The following is a 23,512-nucleotide window of genomic DNA, read 5'->3' as shown; positions in this document are numbered from 1 at the left end:
CACCGGGCACGGGACGGGCTCGGCGAGGGAACGGGGACCGCGGAGGCTCAGAGCACGAGGCGGGCCTTGTGCCAGGCCTCCTGCTCGTCCTCCGTGCCGACCTTGCCGTACATCCCGACCATCAGCAGGACCAGGCCGATCACCATCAGCACGATCACGGTGACGACGCTGAAGTTGAAGATGTTCGCCTCGGTGCGGATGAAGGCCAGGCCGGCCAGGCTGATCGCCATGATGGCGTACGCCAGCCACTGGTTGATCAGCACGTCGAGGTTCCGGCCGATCACCGTGCCGGCCAGGACCGCGCCGCCGAGCAGGATGCTGAGCAGCGAGAAGCCGAGGTTCGTCCCCTGGCCGAGGACCCGGGTGTCGTCCTGGGCAAGGAGGTCGTTCCCGGCGCTCGCGATGATGCCGAGCACGCCGAAGGCCACCAGGTACAGACCGGTCAGCCCGCCGATCGCCCGGTAGATCGGCCGCGCGGGGTGGTTCACGGGGGTGTGGGCCATGTCTGAGTCTCCAACGCCGTTCGGGTGAGGGGTCGGGCTCGATTGTCCCGCATGTCGAGGTGTGACGCCGCACACGGCCCCCCGGGCACGGCGTCACCGCGGGCTCAGACCGGCGGGATCTCGTCGGCGAGGGCCAGCCAGGTCTCCTCGGTGCGTTCCCGCTCGGCGCGTACCTCCTTGAGCTGCGCGTCGAGGTCGGCGACCTTCGCGTAGTCGGTGGCGTTGGCGGCCAGCTGGTCCAGCAGCGCGGTCTCCTTCTGCTCCAGCTTCCCGATCTGCCGCTCCAGCCTGGTCAGCTCCTTGCGGGCCTGGCGCGCCTCGGCGGCGGACATGCCGGTGGCGGCCGGCGCGTCCGCCGTCACGGCCGGAGCCGCCGGCGCGGGTGCCGGGCCGGGACGGCCGGCCGCACGGGCCAGGTACTCGTCCACGCCGCCGGGCAGGTGCACCAGCCGGCCGTCGCCGAACATCCCGTACACCGACTCGGTGACCCGCTCGATCAGGTAGCGGTCGTGGCTGGCCACGACGATCGTGCCGGGCCAGGAGTCGAGCAGGTCCTCCAGCGAGGCGAGAGTGTCGGTGTCCAGGTCATTGGTGGGCTCGTCGAAGAGGAGCACGTTCGGCTCGGTGGCGAGCAGCCGGAGCATCTGGAGCCGTCGCCGCTCCCCGCCGGAAAGGTCGCTGACCGGGGTCCAGAGCCGCCGGTCGTCGAAGCCGAAGACCTCGGCGAGCTGGGCGGCCGAGATCTCCCGGTCGCCGAGCTGCACCCGCCGGGCGACCTCCTCGACGGCTTCGAGGACCCGCAGGTGGCCGGGGAGTTCGCCGAGCTCCTGGGAGAGGAACGCCGGACGGACCGTGGAGCCGACGGCGAACCGGCCGCCGTCGGGGCGGGTGACACCGGCGAGCATCCGCAGCAGGGTGGTCTTGCCGGCCCCGTTGGCGCCGAGGATGGCGATCCGGTCGCCGGGCCCGACCTGCCAGGTGGTGTCGTCGAGGATGGTCTTCGGGCCGGCGTGCAGGCGGACGTGCTCCAGGTCGTACACCTGCTTGCCGAGCCGGGCGGTGGCGAGCCGTTGCAGCGACATGGTGTCGCGCGGCGGCGGCACGTCGGCGATGAGCGCGTTGGCGGCGTCGATGCGGAAGCGCGGCTTGGACGTCCGGGCCGGCGGGCCGCGCCGCAGCCAGGCGATCTCCTTGCGGAGCAGGTTCTGCCGGCGGGCCTCGGTGGCGGCGGCGACGCGTTCCCGCTCGACACGTGCCAGGGTCCACGCCGCGAAGCCGCCCTCGTACGCGCGGACGGCCTGGTCACCGACCTCCCAGGTGGTGGTGCAGACCACGTCGAGGAACCAGCGGTCGTGGGTGACCACGACGAGGGCGCCCTTGCGGCCGAGGAGGTGCTTCGCGAGCCAGTCGACGCCGCCGACGTCGAGGTGGTTGGTGGGCTCGTCGAGGATCAGCAGATCGGACTCGCGGACGAGCAGGGCGGCGAGGGCGACCCGGCGGCGTTCACCGCCGGACATCGGGCCGATCGGCTGGTCGAGGCCGAGGTGGGGCATGCCGAGGCCGTCGAGGATCGCACGGACCCCCGCGTCGCCGGCCCACTCGTGCTCGGCGCCCATGCTCTCGGAGAGCCACTCGGTGCCCAGGACCACGTCCCGCACGGTGGCGTCCGGGGACAGGTGCAGGGTCTGCGGCAGCCAGGCGACGCGCAGGTCACGTCGGTGGGTGACCCGGCCGTCGTCCGGCTCCTCGCTGCGGGTCAGCAGCCGCAGCAGGGTGGACTTCCCGGCGCCGTTGAGGCCGACCACGCCGATGCGGTCGGCGTCGTCGAGGCCGAGCGAGACGTCGGTGAGCAGCGGCCCGGCGGCGCCGTAGCCCTTGGACACCCGGTCCAGGTTGACGATGTTGGCCACTGCACCCCTCCCATGATCAAGGCGTCCCGGTGCCGGCGGGCACCTGGGGACGCCTGGCCTTCCAGCGTACGCGCGCGTTACGGACGTCGAACGAGGACGTCGTGATCATGAAGTTGTTGCCGTGACACGCCGACGCGCGAGTCGACAACTTCATGATCGACGCCGGGCGGGCGGGGGTGGGGGTGGCGGGTTGGGGGGGTCAGATGATGCGGGCGCCGGCGACCGGGCCGTGGGCGACGCGGGCCTCCCGGCACACCCCGGCGGCGTCCAGCTCCGCGGCGACCCGCCCCGCGTCGGCCTCGTCCGCGACGAGGAAGACGCAGGTGGGCCCGGAGCCGGAGACGAGGCCGGCCAGGGCGCCGGCCGACTCCCCCGCCTTGAGGGTCGCCGCCAGCGAAGGGCGCATGGCGAGCGCGGCGTCCTGGAGATCGTTGCCGAGGGCGGCGGCGAGCACCCGGGGATCCCGCTGGCGCAGCGCGGCGAAGAGCGCGTCGGTGCTGCCCAGCGGCGTACCGGCGGCACCGGTCTCGCGGAGTCGGTCGAGTTCGGCGTACGCCGCCGGGGTGGAGAGCCCGCCGTCGGCGATGGCGACCACCCAGTGCCAGGAGGTGGGTCGGGCCAGGACCGGGCTGACCGCCTCCCCCCGACCGGTGCCGAGGGCGGTGCCGCCGTGGAGGAGGAACGGCACGTCCGAACCGAGGTCGGCGGCGATGCCCGCCAGCTCGTCCCGGGACAGGCCGGTGCCCCAGAGCGCGTCACAGGCGACGAGCGCGGCGGCGGCGTCGGCGCTGCCCCCGGCCAGCCCGCCGGCGAGCGGGATCTGCTTGCGCAGGTGCAGCCGGGCGTGCGGAAGGACGCCCGCGTACCCGGCGAGGGCGTGGGCGGCCCGGATCACCAGGTTGGAGTCGTCCAGGGCCAGCTCACCGGCGCCCTCACCCTCCATGGTCAGGGTGAGGGTGTCACCGCGCCGCGCGGTCAGCTCGTCGTGGATCGAGATCGCGTGGTAAACGGTGTTCAGCTCGTGGTACCCGTCGCGGCGCAGCGGACCCACCCCGAGGTGCAGGTTGACCTTGGCGGGCACCCGGACCTTCACCGGCCCGCTGGCGCCACGCCGCCGCTTGTCGTCCTCGTCGTCCGGTCGCCAGGCCTCGGTCACGGGGCGACGTCCCGCGGGCACCGGCGGATGTCGAACGGCTTGGTCACGGTCAGCTCCTCGGGGGGCGTCGGCGACCGGTGCGTACCGGCCGTCGACCAGGTCCTACGCGTACACGTGCGGTGGGCCCTCGCCGGGCACGGCGCCAGCCTAACCGGCGGTGGGTGCGGGGGCGGGAGCCGACGCGGCGATGGCGGCGAACTGCTCGACGGTGAGTGACTCCCCGCGTGCGCCGGGGTCGACACCGGCGGCGGTGAGGGCGGCGGCCGCGCGGTCCGCGCCGCCGGCCCAGCCCGCCAGGGCGGCGCGGAGGGTCTTGCGCCGCTGCGCGAACGCCGCGTCCACCACGGCGAAGACCCGCTGCCGGGGTACGTCGGGGCGGGGCGGCTCGCGGCGGGTGAAGGCGACCAGGCCGGAGTCGACGTTCGGCACCGGCCAGAACACGTTCGGCGGGACGCGGCCGGCGGCGCGGGAGCGGGAGTACCAGGCGAGCTTCACCGACGGCACTCCGTACACCTTGGAGCCGGGACCGGCGACGAGCCGGTCGGCGACCTCCTTCTGCACCATGACCAGGCCGTGCCGCAGGGTGGGCAGCTCGGCCAGCAGGTGCAGGACCACCGGCACGGCGACGTTGTACGGCAGGTTCGCCACCAGCGCCGTCGGTGCCGGGTCGGCCAGGTCGGCGGCGGTGACCCGCAGCGCGTCGGCGTGGTGCACGGTGAGCCGGGCCGCGTCCGCGCCGACGTGCCGGGCGGCGGTCTCCGGCAGGGCGCCGGCCAGCGTCCGGTCGATCTCCACCGCGTGCACGTGCGCGGCGACCGGGAGCAGGCCCAGCGTGAGCGACCCGAGGCCGGGGCCGACCTCCAGCGCCACGTCGTCCGGCGTGAGGCCGGCGGCGGTGACGATGCGGCGGACCGTGTTCGGGTCGTGCACGAAGTTCTGGCCGAGCTTCTTGGTGGGCGCCACGCCGAGGCGGGCGGCGAGGTCCCGGATCTCCGCCGGGCCGAGGAGACCGGTCACACCCCGTAGCGTATGCGGACCTCCGCCGGTGAAAGGAAGGGCCCCTTCTTAACGCCTGGCGTTAAGAAGGGGCCCTTCCTTTCACCACGGTCCGAAGACGCGGTCACCGGTCGCGGAGATGGCGGCGCAGAGGGCGTCCAGGTCGGTGCCGGTGGTCGCGGCCAGGGACCGGACCGTCAGCGGGATCAGGTACGACGCGTTCGGCCTTCCCCGGTGCGGCATCGGGGTGAGGTACGGGGCGTCGGTCTCCACCAGCATCTGCTCCGGTGGGGTACGGGCGGCGGCCTCGCGCAGCGCGACGGCGCTGCCGAAGGTGACCGTCCCGGCGAAGCTCAGCACGTATCCCCGGCGGACGCACTCGGTGGCGAAGTCGCCGTCACCGGAGAAGCAGTGCAGGACCACCGTGTCCGGGGCGCCCTCGTCGTCGAGGATCCGCAGCACGTCGGCGTGCGCGTCACGGTCGTGGATGACCAGGGCCTTGCCGTACCGCTTCGCGATGGCGATGTGCGCCCGGAAGCTCTCCTCCTGCGCGGCCCGCCCCTCGTCGCCGGTGCGGAAGAAGTCCATGCCGGTCTCGCCGATTCCACGCACCCGGTCCCGGGCGGCGAGCGCCTCGATCTCGCGTAGCGCCTCGTCCAGGTCGGACAGTCGGGGTGCCTCGTTGGGGTGCAGGGCGACGGTCGCGACCACGGCGCCGTACGTCTCGGCGACCTCGGCGCCCCATCGTGAGGAGCCCACGTCGACGCCCACCTGGACCAGCCGGTCGACACCGACCCGGGCAGCCACCTCGATCGCCGCCGCCACCGGGTCGTCGGCGGTACCGCCGCCGGGCACGCCGGCCTCGCTGACCGTGATGTCGAGGTGGGTGTGGCTGTCCAGCACGGGACGGGGCAGCGCCTCCGGCGGGGGCGGGAACTCGCCGGCCCGGCGGGCCGCGCGCTGCTTGCGGGACTCGGTCTGCTCGCTCATCGCGGCAAGCATCACACACCGGGTCTGTCCATTCGGCGGCCATTCCTCGTTCACCCCGCCTACGCCGTACGCGCCTAGCGTCGCCACGTGAGCGAGCCGAGAGGGTGAGGACGTGACCACCACTCCACAGGCCAGCGGGTCCGCGGGCGAGCGGACCGGACTGCACGTGGCGTACGGCGGCGCGGTGTACCCGGCCGAGGAGATCGCGCGCGGCGCGGCGTACGAGTTGTTCAGCGCGGACGAGGTGGCTGGCTTCGAGTGGGCCCCTCGGCCCGGCAGCGCGCTGCCGTGGCGGAAGTTCGCGCACGTCACCGAGGTCACCGCCGTGCACGGAGCGGTGGAGCCGGCCGAGGAGCCGGAGGCGCCGCTGCTGGTGCCGCTGCACCGGGAGCGGGGCTGGAAGCACGTGCACCAGCTCAGCCAGCAGCCCGGGGCGGCGGGCGACCTGTTGCTGCGCACGGTTCGCGCGTCGGCGACGATCCGGCGGGGCACCCGGATGGTGAAGGTGCTCTCCGCCCGGCAGCTCGCGGGCTACGTACGGGGACGGCTGCCGCACGGCTTCTGCTACCGCGAGCACGACGTCGCGCACCTGCGCACCCCGGGCGGTACGGCGGTGCTGCGCAGTGACGGCGCGGAGGCCCGGGACGGCACCGATGTGACGTACGCGCTGCGCTGGCGGGCCGCGGACCCGTCCGACTACGACGTACCGGCCGGCGCGGAGCACCACGGGTTGACCCTCCTGGCACCCCGGGACCGGCTCGGCGCGGCGGTGCTGGGCACGGGTTTCGTGCCGAGCAACAGTCACCTGATCCCCGAGTTCGTCACCCGTGACTTCGCCGACCTGCCGATGCCGGCGAACGCCGCCCTGCTCGCCTACCCGACCGACGGGGTGGAGGTGGTGCTCTACACCTACCAGGCCGAGCAGCGCGGGTGGCTGCGCATGGTGGGCCCGCAGTGGCGGCACCTGTTGGCGGCGGTGCCGGGGCTCTCCCCCGACCAGGAGTACGTGCCGACCGGGGAGGCGCCCCGCGCGACGCAGCTGGTCGGCGGTTACGCCGGCGGCGAGTACGAGGCCGTGGCGGACATGCCGGGCGGGTTCCGGGTGCTGGCGATGACCCGCGCGGCCCGGTACCCGGTCGACTCGGCGGCCCGCCGGGTGCGCTACGGCCAGTGGCGCGGTGTGCTCTGCCTGGTGCTGCGGGAGGAGGCCGGCTGGCTGCGGCTGCGACTGTGCCGGCCGGATCCGGAGTCGGTGGCGACCACCGGGGCGCAGTGCCACGAACGGGGCGTCTACGAGACCTGGGCGCCGGGGACCGAGGTGGTCGACGACCGAGTGGTGGACCACCCGTACGCGGTGTAGGGCGCGCCCGGGGACATATCGGCGGACGGGGTGGGAATGCGCGGCGCGACCGACCAGGAGCGCGACCTCGGGAGACACGCATGCCTTTCATCACCGTGGGGACGGAGAACTCCGCGCCGATCGACCTGTACTACGAGGACCACGGGTCCGGCCAGCCGATCGTGCTGATCCACGGCTTCCCCTTCAGCGGGGCGACCTGGGAGAAGCAGGCCATCCCCCTGCTCAACGCCGGATACCGGGTGATCACGTACGACCGGCGCGGTTTCGGCAACTCCGCCCAGCCGACGTTCGGGTACGACTACGACACGTTCACGGCCGATCTGGACGTGCTGATGACCGAGCTGGACCTGCGGGACACGATCCTCGTCGGTCACTCGATGGGCACCGGTGAGGTGACCCGGTACCTGGGTGTGTACGGCTCGCAGCGGGTGCAGCGGGCGGTGCTGCTCGCCCCGTTGGCGCCGTTCCTGTTGCAGACGGCGGACAACCCGGAGGGGGTCGAGAAGAGTCTCTTCCAGGGCTTCCAGGACGCGATCATCGCCGACCGGTTCGCCTACCTGACCGAGTTCTGCGAGGCGTTCTTCAACTACCAGGAGAACAAGGGCAGGTTGGTCAGCGAGGAGGCACACCGGGCGCACTGGGAGATCGGCGCCCGGGCCTCGGCGAAGGGCACCCACGACTGCGTCGACGCCTGGCAGGAGGACTTCCGCCCGGACGTGGCCCGGATCGACGTGCCGGTGCTGATCGTGCAGGGCGACAAGGACGCGGTGCTGCCGTACCCGAAGACGGGCGCGCGGCTGCAGCCGATGCTGCCCGGCAGTCAGCTGATCACCCTGAAGGGCGCTCCGCACGGCACCCCGTGGACCAACGCCCGCGAGGTCAACCAGGCGATCATGGAGTTCATCGGGTCGCCCACGATGGCCCGCGCCTGACCGCGCCACCGTACGCACCACGGTCCGGGGGCGGGCGCCCCCGGACCGTCGCGGCTCAGGCGGTGAGGCGGGCCAGCTCCTCGTCGACGATCGACGGGTCGAGCTTGCGGAAGACCGGCTTCGGCGCCGCGAGGGGTCGGCCGACCTCCAGCGGGACCGACTCCCAGCGCGCGCCGACCGTGTAGTCGCCGGTCAGCACCGGGTACGCGGGACCACCGTCGAGGTCGTCGACCTCCTGCACGACCGGCATCGGCGCATGCACGCCGGTGCCGCCGAGCAGCTCGTGGACCTTCTGCGCGGAGTGCGGCAGGAACGGGGTGAGCAGCGTGTTGGCGTCGCTGACCACCTGGAGGGCGACGTGCAGGATGGTGCCCATCCGGGGCTTGTCCGCCTCGTCCTTCAGCTTCCAGGGGGCCTGCTCGGACAGGTAGCGGTTGGCCTCGGCGACCACCTTCATCGCCTCGCCGATCGCCTGCTTCTGCCGGTGCTTGCCGATCAGCTCGCCGACGGTCGCGAACCCGGCCCGGGCGACCGCCAGCAGCGCCTCGTCGGCCTCGGTGAGGCCGGCGGGATCGACCGGCGGGATCGCGCCGAAGTTCTTCGCCGCCATGGAGACCGACCGGTTGACCAGGTTGCCCCAGCCGGCGACCAGCTCGTCGTTGTTGCGCCGGAGGAACTCCGCCCAGGTGAAGTCCGTGTCGTTGCTCTCCGGGCCGGCGACGGCGATGAAGTAGCGCAGCGCGTCGGCGTCGTACCGCTCCAGGAAGTCCCGGACGTAGATGACGACCCGGCGGGACGACGAGAACTTGCGCCCCTCCATGGTCAGGAACTCGCTGGAGACCACCTCGGTGGGTAGGTTGAGCCGCCCCAGCGTGCCCGGCTCGCCGTCCTTCGCGCCCTCGCCGGAGTAGCCGGAGAGCAGCGCCGGCCAGATCACCGAGTGGAAGACGATGTTGTCCTTGCCCATGAAGTAGTAGGCGCGGGCGTCCTTGCCCTCGCCGTCGGTGGACCACCACTTCCGCCAGGCTTCCGGGTCACCGGAGCGGCGGGCCCACTCGATGGACGCGGACAGGTAGCCGATCACCGCGTCGAACCACACGTAGATCCGCTTGTCGCCCCGCTCCCGCCAGCCGTCGAGGGGGATCGGAACGCCCCACTCCAGGTCCCGCGTGATGGCCCGGGGCTGGAGGTCGCCGAGCAGGTTCCTGGAGAACCGCAGCACGTTGGGCCGCCAACCCTCACGGTCGTCCAGCCACTGCCGCAGCACGTCGGCCAGCGCCGGCAGGTCCAGGAAGAAGTGCTCGGTCTCGACGAACTTCGGGGTCTCCCCGTTGATCTTCGACTTGGGGTCGATCAGGTCGATCGGGTCGAGCTGGTTGCCGCAGTTGTCGCACTGGTCGCCGCGGGCGCTGTCGTACCCGCAGATGGGGCAGGTGCCCTCGATGTAGCGGTCGGGCAGCGTCCGGCCGGTGGACGGGGAGATGGCCCCCATGGTGGTCTTCGGCACGATGTAGCCGTTGCGGTACATCCCCTCGAACAGCTCCTGCACCACCGCGTAGTGGTTGCGGGTGGTGGTCCGGGTGAACAGGTCGTAGGACAGACCGAGGCCGTGCAGGTCCTCGACGATCACCCGGTTGTAGCGGTCGGCCAGCTCGCGCGGGCTGACCCCCTCGGCGTCGGCCTGCACCTGGATGGGCGTGCCGTGCTCGTCGGTGCCGGAGACCATGAGCACGTCGTGGCCGGCCATCCGCATGTACCGGGCGAAGACGTCGGAGGGAACGCCGAAGCCGGAGACATGGCCGATGTGGCGCGGGCCGTTGGCGTAGGGCCAGGCTACCGCCGCGAGAACGTGACTCATGACCAGCAAGCCTAGTGACCCGTCGGGGAGGGCCGCGAACCAATAGGCCGGACGGGTCGACGGGTCGGTCCGGACCGGGTCCGCCGTTGGTCCGTTTTGTCGCCGACACGCGGCCTGAGCTGCGGGGCACCCACCGCGTACCGGTGTCCAATGGTCACCGTGAGTAGCAGACGAGCGGCGCGGGACCACGACGAGCGTCCCTCCGGGCCGTCGGCGGGCGGACGCCGGGACCCGGTCGGGCCGCCGGCGCGCGGCGGCGCGGTGGCACCGCACCCCCGGCCGGTGCCGGCGGTGCCGCCGGACCGGCCGGCGGAGGCGCCCGAGCCGGAGGCCGCCGTCGAGGTCGAGCCGACGACGGGGGCGCCGGTCGACGCGCTGCCACGCCGGGCCCCGCTGCGTCAGCCGCGCCGGCTCCGCCGCGGGCGTTCCACCGACGCGGGTACGCCCGCCGACGCCGACGACGCGCCGTGGGCGCCGATCGAGCAGGTGCACTGGGACGGTACGCCGGTGCGGGAGGAGCCAGCCGGGGAGCGCTGGGTGACCCGGGTCCTGCGGTGGCGGCCCACCCGGGCCGCCCGGCCCGCCCACCCACCGGATCCGCTGCCGGGGCTCGCCGCGCTGGTGGCGTTGAGCCTGGCGGCGGCGTTCTTCGCCTGGGTCAGCGCGGCGCCGTTCTGGCTGGCGGTCGGACACGCCACGCCGGGCCGGGTGGTCGTCGACGACTGCACCGGAGGGGGGCTCGGCCAGCGGTGCCGGGGCACCTTCGTCGCCGAGCGGGAGCGGTTCTTCGCCCACGGCGTCGCGGTCAGCGGAGTGCCCCGGGAACGGGCGACACCGGGCGCGACGATGCCCGCCCGGATGACCGGCCCGGACGCTGCCACCGCGTACGCGGACACCGGCGCGCGGGGGCACCTACGGTGGCTGCTCGGCCTGGTGACGGTGCTGGGCTGCGCGGTGGGGATCGTCCGGTGGACCGGGGCGGCTCGACTCGCCGACCCGCGGGCCCGCCGCTGGGCGGTCGGCGCCGGGCTGGCCGGCCCGTTGCTGATCACCGTGGGCTTCCTCGTCGCAGCCTGGTGACGGTTGAAGGAAGGGCCCCTTCTTAACGCCCCGCGTTAAGAAGGGGCCCTTCCTATGCACGAGGCGTTAAGCGGGGGCCCTTCCTTACACGTCAGCTGTGGACGACGCCGTAGACGTCGCGGCGGCGCAGTCCGTACGCCGTCGCGACGTCGGTGATCGCGTCCCGCCGGGACATCCCGGCGGCCTCCCGGTCGGCGACCGCCGCGCGCAGCGTGTCGTCGTCCGGGCGTTCGGCGGCAGTCTCCGGTGCTCCGGCGACCACCAGGGTGATCTCGCCGCGTGGCTCCTGCGCGGCGGCCCAGTCGGCCAGTTCCCCGAGCGGCTTGCGGACGACCTGTTCGTACGTCTTGGTCAGCTCCCGGCACAGCGCGGCGGGCCGGTCCGCACCGAAGGTGGCGGCCAGATCGGCGAGCGCGCCGGTGATGCGGTGCGGCGCCTCGAAGAGGACCAGGGTGCGTTCCTCGGTGGCGAGGGCGCGCAGCCGGGAGCGTCGGCCGCTCGGGGTGCGCGGCAGGAAACCCTCGAAGCAGAACCGGTCGCTGGGCAGCCCGGACAGCGCGAGGGCGGTGGTCACCGCGCTCGGGCCGGGCGCAGAGGTGACCGGCACGCCGGCGTCCAGGGCACCCCGGACCAGCCGGTAGCCGGGGTCGGAGACGCTCGGCATGCCGCCGTCGGTGACGAGGGCGACCACGTAACCGGCGACGAGAGCCTCGACCAGTTCCGGCGTACGCCGTTCCTCGTTGCCCTCGAAGTAGGAGACGATCCGGCCCTCGACGGTGATGTCGAGGTCCCGGGCGAGCCGGCTGAGCCGTCGGGTGTCCTCGGCGGCCACCACGTCGGCGGTGGCGAGCACCTGCCGGAGACGCGCGGAGCCGTCGGCGGGGTTGCCGAGCGGCGCGCCCAGCAGGATCAGGCACCCGGTGTCGGACATTTCACCCACGAGTTGGTGCTCCTTCATCGATAACGGTTCCGGATTCGGGGACGACGGGCGCCACCGGCCACCTCCGCAGCCTACGATCGCCAGGTGACCCAGGCGTCGACAGCGCACAGCGCGGGCCAGGCCGGACCGGAGCACTCCGGACCCGACGGCGACGACCCGCAGCGGCCCATCGAGATCACCGCCGGAGACTCCGCCGCGTCCGGTGGCGGCGGTGTGCCCGACATCGTCCGGCGCCGCCTGGCCACCGTCGAGGCCCGGCTCGACGGACGCTCCTGGCTCGCCACCGGGGTGATCGTCGCGATCGCGGCGATCCTGCGGTTCGTCGGCCTGAGCCACCCGCCCGGCAAGATCTTCGACGAGACCTACTACGCCCGGGACGCGTGGGCCCTGGTCGACAAGGGCGTCGAGTGGAACTACAAGGACGGCGGCCCGTCGTACGTGGTGCACCCGCCACTGGGCAAGTGGCTCATCGGGCTCGGCGAGTGGGCCTTCGGCTACTCCGACGCCGAGCACGGCATCTCGGTCCCCGGGCACATCGTCACCACCGCACCGGAGTTCGGCTGGCGCTTCTCCGCCGCCCTGGTCGGCACCCTGTCGGTGCTGCTGCTGGTACGCATCGGCCGGCGGCTGTTCCGGTCCACGCTTCTCGGCTGCACGGCCGGTCTGCTGCTCGCCCTGGACGGCTTCCACCTGGTGCTGTCGCGCACCGCCCTGCTCGACATCTTCCTGCTCTTCTTCGTGCTCGCCGCGTTCGGCGCCCTGGTCCTCGACCGGGACTCCCGGCGGCGGCGCTGGGCCCGCGCCCTCGATGCCGGGCTCGACCCGAAACGGCCCGGCCGCGCCGGCCGCCCACCCGGCGGCTGGCGGACCTGGCCGTGGTGGCGGCTCGCCGCCGGGGTGCTGCTGGGCTGCGCCTGCGCGGTGAAGTGGAGCGCGCTCTACTTCCTGCCGGCCTTCGCGCTGCTGGTGCTGCTCTGGGAGGTCGGTGTGCGCCGCACGGCGGGGGTACGCCGGCCGTGGCGGGACACCGCGCTCGACGAGCTGCCCTGGATGGTGGTCGCCGGTGTGCTGCTGGTCCTCACCTACGTGGCCACCTGGTCCGGCTGGCTGCTCGGCGACGAGGGCTACTACCGGGTGGTCGACCCGCAACGGTGGCCCACGGCGCCGCTCAGCGACACGCCGGTCATCGGTGCGCTGGCCAACCTGATCGAGTATCACAAGGCCGCGTACGGCTTCCACTCGACGCTGGACGACCCGCACAAGTACCAGTCCTGGCCGTGGCAGTGGCTGCTGCTGGGCCGCCCGGTCGCCTTCTACTGGTCCGGCGAGGGCGCCTGCGGTGCGCCGTCCTGCGCCTCGGAGATCCTGCTGCTCGGCACGCCGCTGCTCTGGTGGTCGTTCCTGCCGGCGCTGGCCGCGCTCGCCTGGCTCGGGCTCGCCCGGCGGGACTGGCGGGCCGGCGCGATCCTGCTCGTCGTCGCGGCCGGGCTGCTGCCCTGGTTCTGGTTCGCGCTCGACGGCGGCCGGACGATGTTCTCCTTCTACACCGCTCCGGCCCTGCCGTTCCTGGTGCTGGCGGTGACGTACGTGCTGGGCGCGATCGCCACGCCGGGCGGGCCGCTCGACGAGACCACCACCGCGTCGGCCGAGACCACCGCCGACCGCCGGCTGGTCGGAGGGGTCATCGCCGGGGCGTACGTGCTGCTGGTCGCGCTGTGCTTCGCGTACTTCTATCCGATCTTCGTCGCCGAGCTGCTCCCGTACGAGGACTGGTCGGCACGGATGTGGCTCGACGGCCGCTGGATCTGACGGACGGCGCCCCGGTGCGGAGGCGGCCCGGCGTGGCCGCCTCCGCCCGGACCTCGATCCGAGGACAGGAAAGGGCCCACACGCTGCAGCGTGTGGGCCCTTTGACAGTTAGGGCGCGCCCCGATCGCCTGCCACGGGGGAAGCGGGCGATTGAGGCGCGCACGAGAAGCTTAACCAGACTGTACGACCGGCACAACGGGTCGACCTGGGTCAGATTTCCGACCGATGCCACGCCGGCCGGAAGGTTTACATTCAGAACCTGACGGACGGTTATCGCCCGGAAACGTGGCGGATCGGCGCAGGTCTCCCCGACGATTCCCGGCCCCGATTCGAGGCCCACGAGCACGTTCCCCGAACGTATCGACCAATTTCCCTCGCCGGCCACTTACCGGCGGATCGGTCGGAACTCGGCTCCACTGCACTGTCGTCATCCCGACGACGACCGATGGAGTCCGCGATGACCCGCACCCTCCGCTGGATCGGCGGCCTGCTGGCCGCCGTCACCCTCTCGACCCTCGGCCTGACCGCCCCCGCCCGGGCCGCCACCATCTCCGTGCCGCTGCGCACTCTCATCGCCGACCTGCCGGTCGCCTCCGAGGTTCGCACCGGCTACTCCCGGGACCTGTTCCCGCACTGGACCGACGCCGACGGTGACGGCTGCAACGCCCGGTACGAGGTGCTGATCGCCGAGGCCACCACGGTGCCGTCGGTCGGTTCCGGTTGCTACCTCAGCGGCGGCCGCTGGTACTCCTACTACGACGCGGCCTCGTGGACCAACCCGTCGGACCTCGACATCGACCACGTCGTCGCGCTCGCCGAGGCGTGGGACTCCGGTGCCCGCAACTGGACCACCTCGCGCCGGCAGGCGTTCGCCAACGACCTCGGCGACGTACGCTCGCTGGTCGCGGTCACCGACGACGTCAACCAGGCCAAGGGCGACCAGGACCCGACCACCTGGATGCCGACGTACGAGAAGTGCCGCTACGTGCGCGAGTGGACGGCGGTCAAGACCCGCTGGCGGCTGACCGTCGACAGCGGGGAGAAGAACGCCCTGACCAGTTGGGGCAACTCCTGCTCGAATGTCACCGTCACGGTGACCCACGCGTACTGATCCGGGACACGGCGGTGTGGGGCGGGTGGCCGACCACCCGCCCCGCACCGTGTGGCGGTCAGGGCAGGGGCGACGTCCGGGGTAGCCACCCGATGAACCGGTCCTGGAGCGACGTGCCGACCGGCGGACGCAGGTCCTGGCTGGCTGCGGCGAGACACGAGCCCAGGTACACGCTGAGCATGGCCCGGTCCAGGCGGTACTCCTCCAGCAACCGGCTGCGCTTGGCCGCGCAGGGCCACTCGTCACCGCAGGTGCCACAGGTCCAGCCGGGCGCCAGCGGGGCGTGCTCCCCCACGTCTGGCACGCGGGCTCCCGTACCGGTCATCGCGCTCCCTTCCGGGACGCCGCACCCGCTCCGCGGGAGCACCACGACGTCGACAGTGGATGATCACAGGTCGCCAGACGACGTACAGTAAGCGTTACGGAGCACTCCGGCGTTACATCGGCACTTCAGGGCACCCCGGCGTCACGTCGCTGCGGTACGTTGATCGACCATGGCCGAACTGATCCTGACCGTCAACCTCCGGGAGGTTGCCGATGCGTGACCTGCTGCCGCCGGAGGTCGCGGTGGCCGTGGCCGGGCCCACCGACTGGACCGGCGAGCTGCTGTCGACCGAGGCGGCCTGCCTCGGCGGACGGGTGGTCGAGACCCGGCGCCGCGACTTCACCGCCGGGCGCGTCTGCGCCCGGCGGGCGATGGCCGCGCTCGGCCTGCCGCCGCTCCCGGTCACGTCGTCGCCCGACCGCTCGCCGGCCTGGCCGGCCGGCGTGGTCGGCACCATCACCCACACCCGCGGTTACTGCGCCGCCGCCGCGGCCCGCGCCGTCGAGGTCCGGTCCGTCGGCATCGACGCCGAGCGACACAAACAGCTCGACCCGGCCGTACGCCGGATGATCTGCTCCTCCGACGAGGAGGAGCACTGTGCGCGGCTGCCCGCCGGGGTTTCCTGGCCGGTGGTGCTGTTCAGCGCGAAGGAGACCGTCTACAAGGTCTGGCACCCGGTCGTGGGTAGCTGGCTGGACTTCCACGACGCGGTCGTGGAGCTGGACCCTTCGTCGGGGACCTTCGTCGCGCGGATCTCACCGGCGAAGGTCGCGGCGGCGCCGGTCGCGGACCCGCCCACGGTGATCACCGGGAGATTCGCGATCGAACCGGAGCTGGTACGGACGGCGGCCGTGCTCCGGCACCGCTGAGCCGCCCCCATGGTGGTCACGCCGGGTCGGCCTCCTCGACGGCCACCGCGACCGGGCCCACGCGCAGCACGCCGTCGTCCAGTGGCGTGCACCGGACGCCGCCCCGGCGGCGCAGCGCCTTGAACGCACCCGGGCCGACGGTGACATCCATCCAGGCGCACGGGTTGGCCGGGCGGTTGACCCGGAGCCGCACCGGGCCGTCCCCCGAATCCAGGGTCAACACCGACCCGAGCAGCTCGTCCACCGCGAGGCCGACGGTCAGGATGTTGCGGCGGACCTGCACCAGGTCGACACCGGGCGGCAGCGACTCCCGCGCGATGATCGTGACGCTGGCGGCGCGGTGCGCCGGCTTGCCGAAGTACCGGTCGCCCACGACGCCGAGACCGGCCCGGATCCTGATCTCCTCGACCAGCTCGTTCGGCGGGGCCGGGGCGGGACCGTCCGCCGGCCGACCCACGAGGCGGTGCACGGGCGAGGCCAGCAACTGGACGATCTCGGGCACGCGTCGAGTCTAGGGATCAGTCGAAGTCGAAGATGCTGTGACGGTCGTAGAAGTGCAGCACGTACCGGCATCGACGGCAGACCATCAGGGTCATGCGGTGGCTCGTGAACCCCCACCGGCTGTCCTGGCGGGCCTCTTCCTGCTGGAAATCCGTGCCCCGGCAGAGGGGGCAGACAAGCTGGGGTGCGGTCATGCCGGCGAGTGTAGGAAGCCGCCGCCATCGGGGACGGAGGGCTCAGCCCTGGTCCAGGCTGAGGTTGTGCTGCTCCAGCGCGCTCTGGATGATGCCGAGCGCCTTCGGCCCCACGCCATGCAGCTTGGCCAACTCCGCGCGCGACACACCCGCGAGCTGACGCAGCGTCGTGTAACCGGCGTCGTTCAGTGCCCGCGTCGCCGGCGCGCCGATCTTCGGCATCGTGTCGAGTGTGGAGGTCATGCCGCTGATGCTAGCCATCCGGGCTCCCGGTTCCATGAGCCCAATTTCGCGGGCACATCCGGCAGATGCTTGTGACCCTGTTGAAGAGGGGGCGACGATCGTCGCATGGACATCGACGAGTACCGGGCGCACTCCCCCTACAGCGATCCCCGCCGGCACGGCTCGCTCCTCGACGCCGTACCCGCCGACATCGCCACCGTCGCGGCGATCGCCCGCAACGTGATCGTCCACTACCGTGCCGGCGGCGTGGAGCTGCCCGCGGACCGGCTGGAGGAAGTGAACTGCCGCTGGGTGGATCGCATCGTCGACACCGACCAGTCCCGCTTCCCGCTGCCCCTCACCGCCGCGCGTCCGGTCGCCGACCGGGTCGCCGGCTGCTGCCGGGACCACACCCTGCTGTCGGTCGCTATACTGCGTCAGCACGGCATCCCCGCCCGCAGTCGCGTCGGCTTCGTCTCCTACTTCGTGCCCGGTTGGCACCACGATCACGTGCTGGTGGAGTACTGGAACGGCGACCGCTGGGTCTGGGCCGATCCGGAGCTCGACCCGGCCGGCGACTGGCGGTTCGACGGCTACGACATCGACCCGCGGGCAGGGCTCTTCGACTCGGCGGCGCGGGTGTGGTCGGCGTACCGGGCCGGGACGATCGACCCCGACGTCTACGGCGTGCACCCGGGGTCACCGATCCGGGGTGCCTGGTTCGTCTACAACTACGTCCTGCAGGAACTCGCCCATCGCCAGAAGGACGAGCTGCTGCTCTGGGACGACTTCGGCGCGATGACCGGCGACATCGCGGACGCGGACATCGCGCTCGCCGACGAGATCGCCGCACTGCTGCTCGCCGCTGACGACGGCGACGAGACCGCGGAGAAGGCGCTCACCGACCGGTACGCGGCCGACGCCAGACTGCGCCCCGGCCCTGAAATCCGCAGCCACTCCCCCACTGCGGGCATCGTCACCACGGTTGATCTGTGCCGTTGATGAACCACCCGGTTGCTGAGGGGATTTGAGCCCCATGCACCTATTGCGGGACGTAGCCCTGGGGAGTTAGGACAGAGACTTCGCCGGTTTGGCCTCTTCATAGGCTTACATGTGCAAAAGTCCCGATTGCCCATGTTTGCACATAGGCGTGACTCAGGGTCGCTGTCGTGACAGCGCCTGCCGGAGACACACCATGAGAGGCCACATCGTGACAGTCACTTCAATCCGTCATCGCCGACGCGTCCTACTGCCGGCGCTTGCAGCCGTCACCGCCGCTTGCGCGGCCACCGCCGTGCTGATGCTCACCGCCACCGGTGCCAGCGCCCAGCCGGCACCGGTCGGCCTGGGAACAGCGGCGAACTTCTCCGTGCTGGCCGGCTCCACCGTCACCAACACCGGCCCGAGCTTCCTGGCGCAGGATCTCGGCGTCCATCCCGGCAACACCGCGCCGGGCTTCCCACCGGGGATCGTTGCCGGCGAGATCCACCTCGGCGACGCCGTCGCCCTGCAAGCCAAGAACGACCTGACCACCGCCTACAACGACGCCGCCGGCCGGGTCCCGTTCACCAACCTCCCCGCCGAACTCGGCGGCTCCACACTCACCCCCGGCGTGTACCGGATCGGCGCCGCCCAACTCACCGGCACCCTCACCCTGAACTCCGAGAACAACCCCGCGGCCGTGTTCATCTTCCAGATCGACTCCACCCTCACCACGGCCTCCAACAGCAGCGTCGTGTTCATCAACGGCGCGTCGCCCTGCAACGTCTACTGGCAGGTGGGCAGCTCGGCCACGATCGGCACCGGCACCCGGTTCGTGGGCAACATCCTGGCCCAGACCTCGATCACCATGAACACCGGCGCAACCCTCCAAGGCCGCGCCCTGGCCCGAACCGGCGCCGTCACCCTCGACACCAACACCATCAACGCCCCCGTCTGCCTCCAGCCGACCGGAACCCCGACAACCACTCCGACGGGCACCCCGACCGGCCAGCCCACCGGCACCCCGACCGGCACCCCGACCGGCACCCCGACGGGCACCCCGACGGGCACCCCGACCGGCACTCCCACGGGCACCCCGACCGGCCAGCCCACCGGCACCCCGACCGGCACCCCGACCGGCACCCCGACGGGCACCCCGACCGGCGCTCCCACGGGCACCCCGACCGGCCAGCCCACCGGAAGTCCCACAGGGGGTCCGACCGGCCAGCCCACGGGAGCTCCGACGGGGTCTCCGATCCCCAGCCGCACGCAGCTACCGGTGACGGGCAGTAGCGGCGGCAGTGCGCTGATACCCGTCCTGACGGGCCTCGGCACCATCTCCGTCGCCACCGGCGCCGCCCTGCTTCTCGCCTACCGCCGCAGGATCTCCGAGTCCTGACCGGGCAGACCCCGGCGGTCGGTCACCGACCGCCGGGGTCACGGTGCCAACGGGCACCTTGCGGGTCGTTCAGCAGGGGTGGACACGTCCGCTTGGAACTCGGCGCGGACAGGATTGAAAAAGGCCGTCTCCAGATAGCGGAGACGGCCTTTCAACTGCGTGGAGCTGAGGGGATTCGAACCCCTGACCCCCTCGATGCGAACGAGGTGCGCTACCGGACTGCGCCACAGCCCCTCCGCCGGCGAACCGGCATCGGTCCCACCCGGCTTTCACCGGGCGGGCCGGCGACAAGGCTAACAGGTCCCGCCCCTCCACCGCGAATCACCCCGGCGCGCCGCCACCCCACCACACGGCAAGATCCACTCGGGATCAATGAAGTCGGGCCATCCCACCGACCTGGACAGCCCGATATGAATGAAACCGAGTCGATCAAGGGAAAGGGGAAGGGGGAGCGAGGGAGGGGCAAGATCAGGAGCGGCCGTCAGGCCGAGTGGGAGCCCCGGCCGGACTGGTAGGGGCGCCCGCGTAGCCCGCCACCGGCCCGCCGGTAGGACACCGAACCCCCGCTGGCCGCCGCCGGCAGGTCGGCCGGGCGGTCCAGGCCCATCGCGGTACGGCGTACCGCCTCGCGCTGGGCCGCCAGGCGGCGCTGCGCCTCCCGGCGGGCCGCCGCACGGCGGGCCTGCTCCCGCCGGACCTCGGCCTGGCGCGCGGCCAGCCACGCCGCCTCCCGGGCGTTCGCGCGCCGCCGCCGGCCGTCCGCCAGAGCCCTCGACCGCAGGTGTACGACGTACACGACGAGCAGCGTGCCGGTGACCGCGAAGCCGATCCAGAATCCGGGGCCGACCACCGCCACGCCGACCAGCTCGACGACGTTGAGCAGAAGCAGCGCGGCGAGGACGCGACGCCGGCGGTAGACGGCGGGCGTGTGCTGGCGGCGGCGCGGTGGCCGTCGGCGGGCGCGGTTGCGCGCGGGCGGGACGGCACGGAGCCGGCCGGAGCGGCGCACCGGGGCGGGCGGCGCGGAGACCGGCGGAGCGAGAGTCCCAGTGACGGGATCTTCACTGAGGGTGACGACAAGAGCACGGGGCGGATGCACCGGCCGGCGACCCGGGACAGTACGACGCCGCCGGCGGCGCTGCAGCACCCGCGCCGTCGACTGCGCCCGCTCCGCCGCCAGCCGCTCGGTGGCGTCGTACCGACGGACCAGCGCCGGGGCGAGGGCGAGCAGACCGGCGGCGGCGAGGACGGCGAGGAGCACCGAGGTCGGCACCCTCACCCCTCCCGTCACCGAGTTCGGGGCAACCGCCGTCCGGCCGCAGGATCTTCCACGACTCGCCCGGAGGCGCGTGGATCGTACGGTCAGGCAGCGCTTGCCGCAGCTTGCAGTTACTTGAGGTTACGGGCGGGCACACCGGATCCTGCCACGCCGCGCCGATCGTCACGCGTGGGACGATTCACCCCGTGGTGGTGCGTACCCGGTGCCAGCGGGCCAGCAGACCGCCCTCGGCGGCGACCTCTTCGCTGGTCATCGCATAGCCGATGTGGTCGCGCCAGGCGCCGTCGATGTGCATGTAGCGCACGTGGTACGCCTCCTCGCGGAAGCCCAGCTTCTCCACGACGCGGCGGGACGGCCGGTTCTCCGGGCGGATGTTCACCTCGATCCGGTGCAGCCCGCCGGGGCCGAAGGCGTGGTCGACGGCGAGCGCCATCGCGGTCGGGATCACGCCGCGCCCGGCGACCCGGGAGTCCACCCAGTAGCCCACGTACCCCGAGCAGAACGCCCGCCGGACGATGCTGCCCACGTTGAGGTGCCCGACCAGCCGTTCCCGCCCGTGCTCGCGCAGGCAGACCGCGAAGGGCATCCCGTCACCGGTACGCGCCGAGCGGCGCTGGTCCCGGTACACCCAGCGGAACGCGGCCGGCGAGTTCAGCTCGTTCCAACTACCCGGGAGGGTCGACTCCCACGGTGCCAGCCACGCCTGGTTGACGCGGCGGATCTCCGACCAGGCCGCGGCGTCGGACCGCCGGTACGGCCGCAGCACCACCGGACCGTCGACCAGCACCGCCGGCCATCCGGGCGGCTGGCCCCGCAGGAAGTTCACCGGCGCCGGTCCAGGAGCAGGACGTCCACGGTGGACCCGGCGGCGGCGGTGGTGACCCGCTCACCGAGCACCAGCAGGCCGTTCGCCTCGGCCAACCCGGAGAGCGTGAACGGCCCGCCGCTGAGCGGCTGGACGGTGTAGCCACCGCCGCGCCGCTCGGCCACGTGCGCCGGGCGGAACTCGCGGAGCCCGCCGGGAGACGAGACGGTCTCCAGCAGGTGCGCGCGAACACTGGGCCGGAACACCGGCTCCGCGCCGGCGAGCAGGTTGATCGCCGGGCGGGCCAGCACCTCGAAGCCGATCAGGGCGGCGCCCGGGTCGCCGGGCAGGCACACCACCGGCACCTCCTCCGCGCCGACCGTGCCGAAGCCGAGCGCGGTGCCGGGGTAGAGCGCCACCTCGGTGAAGGTCACCGGGCCGGCCCGGCCGCCCTCGCGCCGGGACAGGATCCGGCGGACCATGTCACCCGGCCCGGTGCCGGTGCCGCCGGTGGTGATGATCAGGTCGGCGCGCAGGGTCTGGTCCTCCAGCAGCCCGCGCAGCCCTTCCGGGTCGTCGTCGCAGATGCCCACCCGGTACGCGTGGGCGCCCACCTCGGCCGCCGCGGCGGTCAGCGCGTGCGAGTTGGCGTCCACCACCTGGCCGGGCTGGCTGGCCCGGCCGACGTCGACGAGTTCGTCCCCGGTGGCCACGATGACCACCCGGGGGCTGGGCCGCACCACCACGTGCCCGATGCCGGTGGCGGCGAAGACGGCGACCAGGGCCGGGGAGACGTACGTGCCGGCGCGGGCGAGCAGCGTGCCGGCGGGCAGTTCGGCGCCGGCGCGGCGGACGCCGTACCCGCGCTTGGGAACACGGTGGATCTCCACGGCGGCCATGCCCTGGTCGGTCCACTCCACGGGCACCACCACGTCGGCGGTGATCGGCAGCGGCGCGCCGGCCGCCACCGAGAAGCAGGCGCCGGGGGTGAGCCGGACCGGCCGCCAGCTCGCCGCGCCGAGGTCACCGACGACGTTGAGCCGGACGGCCCGCCCGCCCGGCCCGCCCGGCTGGGCCGGGACGTATCCCACGCCCCGGCCGCCGGGGGAGATGTCCTCCCAGCGGGCCGCGTACCCGTCGACGGCGGCCTGGTCGAAGGCCGGGAAGGAGTGCGGCGCCACGACGTCCTCGGCGAGGACGTTCCCGTGCGCCTGGGTGAGGTCGAGGTCGAGTGGCGGCAGCGCGCGTAACCTGCGCAGCACACTGCCCAGGTAGTCGGCGAGCGGCGTCAACTCGTTCGCGGCCGCCTCGGCGTCGGCCGTCGCGGTCATGTACCGGTCACGCCCGACGCGTCGCTGGTGACGAACTCGGTCAGCCACTTGCGGAACTCGGCGCCCAGGTCGTCGCGCTCGACGGCGATCTGCACGACGGTCTGGAGGTAGCCCAACGGCATGCCGGTGTCGTAGCGGGTGCCCCGGTAGACGATCGCGTGCACCGGAACGCCCTCGTTGCGCAGCAGCTCCATCGCGTCGGTCAACTGGATCTCGCCGCCGCTGCCCGGCTCGGTGCGACGGATCGCGTCGAAGATGGCGGCGGGCAGCACGTACCGCCCGAGGACCGCGAGGTTGCTCGGCGCGTCCTCCGGCTGGGGCTTCTCCACCATGCCGGTCACCCTGACGACCTCGCCGATGTCGGTCAGCTCGCCGTCCGCCGGCTCCACCGAGGCGATGCCGTACCGGCTGGTCTCGGCCGGGTCGACCTCGAAGAAGGCGAGCACCACGCCGCCGGTGCGGGCCTGGAGCTCCAGCATGGCCGGCAGCAGCGGCTCGGATGGCCGTACGAACTCGTCGCCCAGCAGCACCGCGAAGGGCGCGTCACCGACGTGCGACTCGGCGTACCCGACGGCGTGTCCCAGGCCGAGCTGCTCGGGCTGCCGGCAGGTGTAGATGGCGGCCAGTTCCTCGGTCCGCTTGACCTCGGCGAGGATCTCGGGCTTCTTCGCGAGCCGCTCCTCCAGGTCGGGGCGCCGGTCGAAGTGGTCCACCATCGACGTCTTGCCGCGCCCGGTGATCAGCAGGACGTCGCCGATGCCCGCCTGCGTGGCCTCCTCGACGATGTACTGCAGGACCGGCCGGTCGACCACCGGAAGCAGCTCCTTGGGCACCGCCTTCGTGGCTGGCAGGAACCGGGTGGCCAGGCCGGCGGCGGGAATGACGGCCTTGACCGCGCGGGGACGACCGGAAGCGGCGGTCGTCGTTGAGGGCTTAGCTGAGTGCTCCGACATGTCGCGAG

General features: G+C 72.8%; 23 protein-coding genes and 1 tRNA gene. 8 read left to right on the top strand and 16 right to left on the bottom strand.

The features are described from left to right. Positions 1–47 precede the first annotated feature (47 nt). The 5 genes from ACTMSW_RS00680 to ACTMSW_RS00660 all read right to left on the bottom strand — a co-directional run bounded on the left by ACTMSW_RS00680 (position 48) and on the right by ACTMSW_RS00660 (position 5,567). Entirely contained in the window at positions 48–503 is a 456-nt protein-coding gene (locus ACTMSW_RS00680) for a DUF4383 domain-containing protein (protein WP_441178407.1), read from the bottom strand. Positions 504–607: 104 nt separating this feature from the next. Then, on the bottom strand, positions 608–2,413 hold the full coding sequence (locus ACTMSW_RS00675) for an ABC-F family ATP-binding cassette domain-containing protein (RefSeq protein WP_441178406.1): 1,806 nt from the start codon (positions 2,411–2,413) through the stop codon (positions 608–610). Between the two features lie 199 nt (positions 2,414–2,612). After that, positions 2,613–3,569 carry a 4-(cytidine 5'-diphospho)-2-C-methyl-D-erythritol kinase gene (locus ACTMSW_RS00670; protein WP_441178405.1) on the bottom strand — a complete coding sequence of 319 codons (957 nt, stop codon included), beginning with the start codon at positions 3,567–3,569 and terminating at the stop codon, positions 2,613–2,615. A 147-nt stretch (positions 3,570–3,716) separates the two neighbouring features. Then, a complete protein-coding gene (gene rsmA, locus ACTMSW_RS00665) occupies positions 3,717–4,586 on the bottom strand; it encodes a 16S rRNA (adenine(1518)-N(6)/adenine(1519)-N(6))-dimethyltransferase RsmA (protein ID WP_441178404.1) in 870 nt (289 codons plus the stop codon). A gap of 81 nt (positions 4,587–4,667) precedes the next feature. Further along, the gene (locus ACTMSW_RS00660) at positions 4,668–5,567 is read right to left on the bottom strand and encodes a TatD family hydrolase (protein ID WP_441178403.1); all 900 of its coding nucleotides are present in this window, start codon (positions 5,565–5,567) and stop codon (positions 4,668–4,670) included. Positions 5,568–5,667: 100 nt separating this feature from the next. Here ACTMSW_RS00660 and ACTMSW_RS00655 point away from each other — a divergent pair, with 100 nt between their 5' ends. Then, complete coding sequence (locus tag ACTMSW_RS00655) at positions 5,668–6,915, top strand: hypothetical protein (RefSeq protein ID WP_441178402.1); 1,248 nt, start codon at positions 5,668–5,670, stop codon at positions 6,913–6,915. An 80-nt stretch (positions 6,916–6,995) separates the two neighbouring features. Beyond that, entirely contained in the window at positions 6,996–7,847 is an 852-nt protein-coding gene (locus ACTMSW_RS00650) for an alpha/beta fold hydrolase (protein ID WP_441178401.1), read from the top strand. Positions 7,848–7,902: 55 nt separating this feature from the next. Here ACTMSW_RS00650 and metG read toward each other — a convergent pair whose 3' ends face one another. Next, positions 7,903–9,705: a methionine--tRNA ligase gene (metG, locus tag ACTMSW_RS00645; RefSeq protein WP_441178400.1), complete on the bottom strand. Its 1,803-nt coding sequence runs from the start codon at positions 9,703–9,705 to the stop codon at positions 7,903–7,905. Between the two features lie 159 nt (positions 9,706–9,864). Between metG and ACTMSW_RS00640 the strand changes: the two genes are divergently transcribed. After that, positions 9,865–10,785 carry a hypothetical protein gene (locus ACTMSW_RS00640; RefSeq protein WP_441178398.1) on the top strand — a complete coding sequence of 307 codons (921 nt, stop codon included), beginning with the start codon at positions 9,865–9,867 and terminating at the stop codon, positions 10,783–10,785. A 91-nt stretch (positions 10,786–10,876) separates the two neighbouring features. On the opposite strand, the gene rsmI is transcribed toward ACTMSW_RS00640, so the two are convergent. Further along, positions 10,877–11,743: a 16S rRNA (cytidine(1402)-2'-O)-methyltransferase gene (gene rsmI, locus ACTMSW_RS00635; RefSeq protein ID WP_441178397.1), complete on the bottom strand. Its 867-nt coding sequence runs from the start codon at positions 11,741–11,743 to the stop codon at positions 10,877–10,879. Positions 11,744–11,809: 66 nt separating this feature from the next. Between rsmI and ACTMSW_RS00630 the strand changes: the two genes are divergently transcribed. Next, the gene (locus tag ACTMSW_RS00630; protein ID WP_441178396.1) at positions 11,810–13,534 is read left to right on the top strand and encodes a dolichyl-phosphate-mannose--protein mannosyltransferase; all 1,725 of its coding nucleotides are present in this window, start codon (positions 11,810–11,812) and stop codon (positions 13,532–13,534) included. Positions 13,535–13,991: 457 nt separating this feature from the next. After that, complete coding sequence (locus ACTMSW_RS00625; RefSeq protein ID WP_441178395.1) at positions 13,992–14,645, top strand: HNH endonuclease family protein; 654 nt, start codon at positions 13,992–13,994, stop codon at positions 14,643–14,645. Between the two features lie 58 nt (positions 14,646–14,703). Here the strand turns inward: ACTMSW_RS00625 and ACTMSW_RS00620 are convergent, their stop codons facing one another. Beyond that, positions 14,704–14,949 carry a hypothetical protein gene (locus ACTMSW_RS00620; RefSeq protein ID WP_441178393.1) on the bottom strand — a complete coding sequence of 82 codons (246 nt, stop codon included), beginning with the start codon at positions 14,947–14,949 and terminating at the stop codon, positions 14,704–14,706. A 233-nt stretch (positions 14,950–15,182) separates the two neighbouring features. Between ACTMSW_RS00620 and ACTMSW_RS00615 the strand changes: the two genes are divergently transcribed. After that, a complete protein-coding gene (locus tag ACTMSW_RS00615; protein WP_441178391.1) occupies positions 15,183–15,839 on the top strand; it encodes a 4'-phosphopantetheinyl transferase family protein in 657 nt (218 codons plus the stop codon). A 16-nt stretch (positions 15,840–15,855) separates the two neighbouring features. Here ACTMSW_RS00615 and ACTMSW_RS00610 read toward each other — a convergent pair whose 3' ends face one another. From ACTMSW_RS00610 to ACTMSW_RS00600, 3 genes are read right to left on the bottom strand one after another with little or no spacing between them, the layout of a single operon-like run. Beyond that, a complete protein-coding gene (locus tag ACTMSW_RS00610) occupies positions 15,856–16,341 on the bottom strand; it encodes a molybdenum cofactor biosysynthesis protein (protein ID WP_441178389.1) in 486 nt (161 codons plus the stop codon). Positions 16,342–16,357: 16 nt separating this feature from the next. Continuing rightward, entirely contained in the window at positions 16,358–16,534 is a 177-nt protein-coding gene (locus tag ACTMSW_RS00605; RefSeq protein WP_441178387.1) for a hypothetical protein, read from the bottom strand. Positions 16,535–16,576: 42 nt separating this feature from the next. Further along, positions 16,577–16,777 carry a helix-hairpin-helix domain-containing protein gene (locus ACTMSW_RS00600; RefSeq protein ID WP_441178386.1) on the bottom strand — a complete coding sequence of 67 codons (201 nt, stop codon included), beginning with the start codon at positions 16,775–16,777 and terminating at the stop codon, positions 16,577–16,579. Between the two features lie 105 nt (positions 16,778–16,882). On the opposite strand from ACTMSW_RS00600, the gene ACTMSW_RS00595 reads away from it, so the two are divergent. Continuing rightward, complete coding sequence (locus ACTMSW_RS00595; RefSeq protein ID WP_441178385.1) at positions 16,883–17,758, top strand: transglutaminase domain-containing protein; 876 nt, start codon at positions 16,883–16,885, stop codon at positions 17,756–17,758. 298 nt (positions 17,759–18,056) lie between these two features. Next, the gene (locus ACTMSW_RS00590) at positions 18,057–19,136 is read left to right on the top strand and encodes an ice-binding family protein (RefSeq protein ID WP_441178383.1); all 1,080 of its coding nucleotides are present in this window, start codon (positions 18,057–18,059) and stop codon (positions 19,134–19,136) included. Positions 19,137–19,296: 160 nt separating this feature from the next. Here ACTMSW_RS00590 and ACTMSW_RS00585 read toward each other — a convergent pair. The 5 genes from ACTMSW_RS00585 to ACTMSW_RS00565 all read right to left on the bottom strand — a co-directional run bounded on the left by ACTMSW_RS00585 (position 19,297) and on the right by ACTMSW_RS00565 (position 23,504). Then, positions 19,297–19,370 (bottom strand) — tRNA-Ala (locus tag ACTMSW_RS00585). A gap of 247 nt (positions 19,371–19,617) precedes the next feature. Next, positions 19,618–20,415 (bottom strand): divisome protein SepX/GlpR, encoded by a 798-nt coding sequence (sepX, locus tag ACTMSW_RS00580; protein ID WP_441178381.1) that lies wholly within the window; start codon positions 20,413–20,415, stop codon positions 19,618–19,620. A 178-nt stretch (positions 20,416–20,593) separates the two neighbouring features. Beyond that, positions 20,594–21,202, bottom strand: coding sequence for a GNAT family N-acetyltransferase (locus ACTMSW_RS00575; RefSeq protein WP_441179032.1), 609 nt, complete (start codon positions 21,200–21,202; stop codon positions 20,594–20,596). 35 nt (positions 21,203–21,237) lie between these two features. Continuing rightward, complete coding sequence (locus ACTMSW_RS00570) at positions 21,238–22,551, bottom strand: molybdopterin molybdotransferase MoeA (RefSeq protein ID WP_441178380.1); 1,314 nt, start codon at positions 22,549–22,551, stop codon at positions 21,238–21,240. Next, the gene (locus ACTMSW_RS00565; RefSeq protein ID WP_441178379.1) at positions 22,548–23,504 is read right to left on the bottom strand and encodes a UTP--glucose-1-phosphate uridylyltransferase; all 957 of its coding nucleotides are present in this window, start codon (positions 23,502–23,504) and stop codon (positions 22,548–22,550) included. Before ACTMSW_RS00565 ends, ACTMSW_RS00570 begins: the two co-directional genes overlap by 4 nt. Positions 23,505–23,512 lie beyond the last annotated feature (8 nt).

The organism is Micromonospora sp. BQ11, from assembly GCF_052068135.1.
Lineage (GTDB): Bacteria > Actinomycetota > Actinomycetes > Mycobacteriales > Micromonosporaceae > Micromonospora.
The sequence above is the reverse complement of the archived record's forward strand: the minus strand, read 5'-3'. Positions and strand labels throughout refer to the sequence as shown.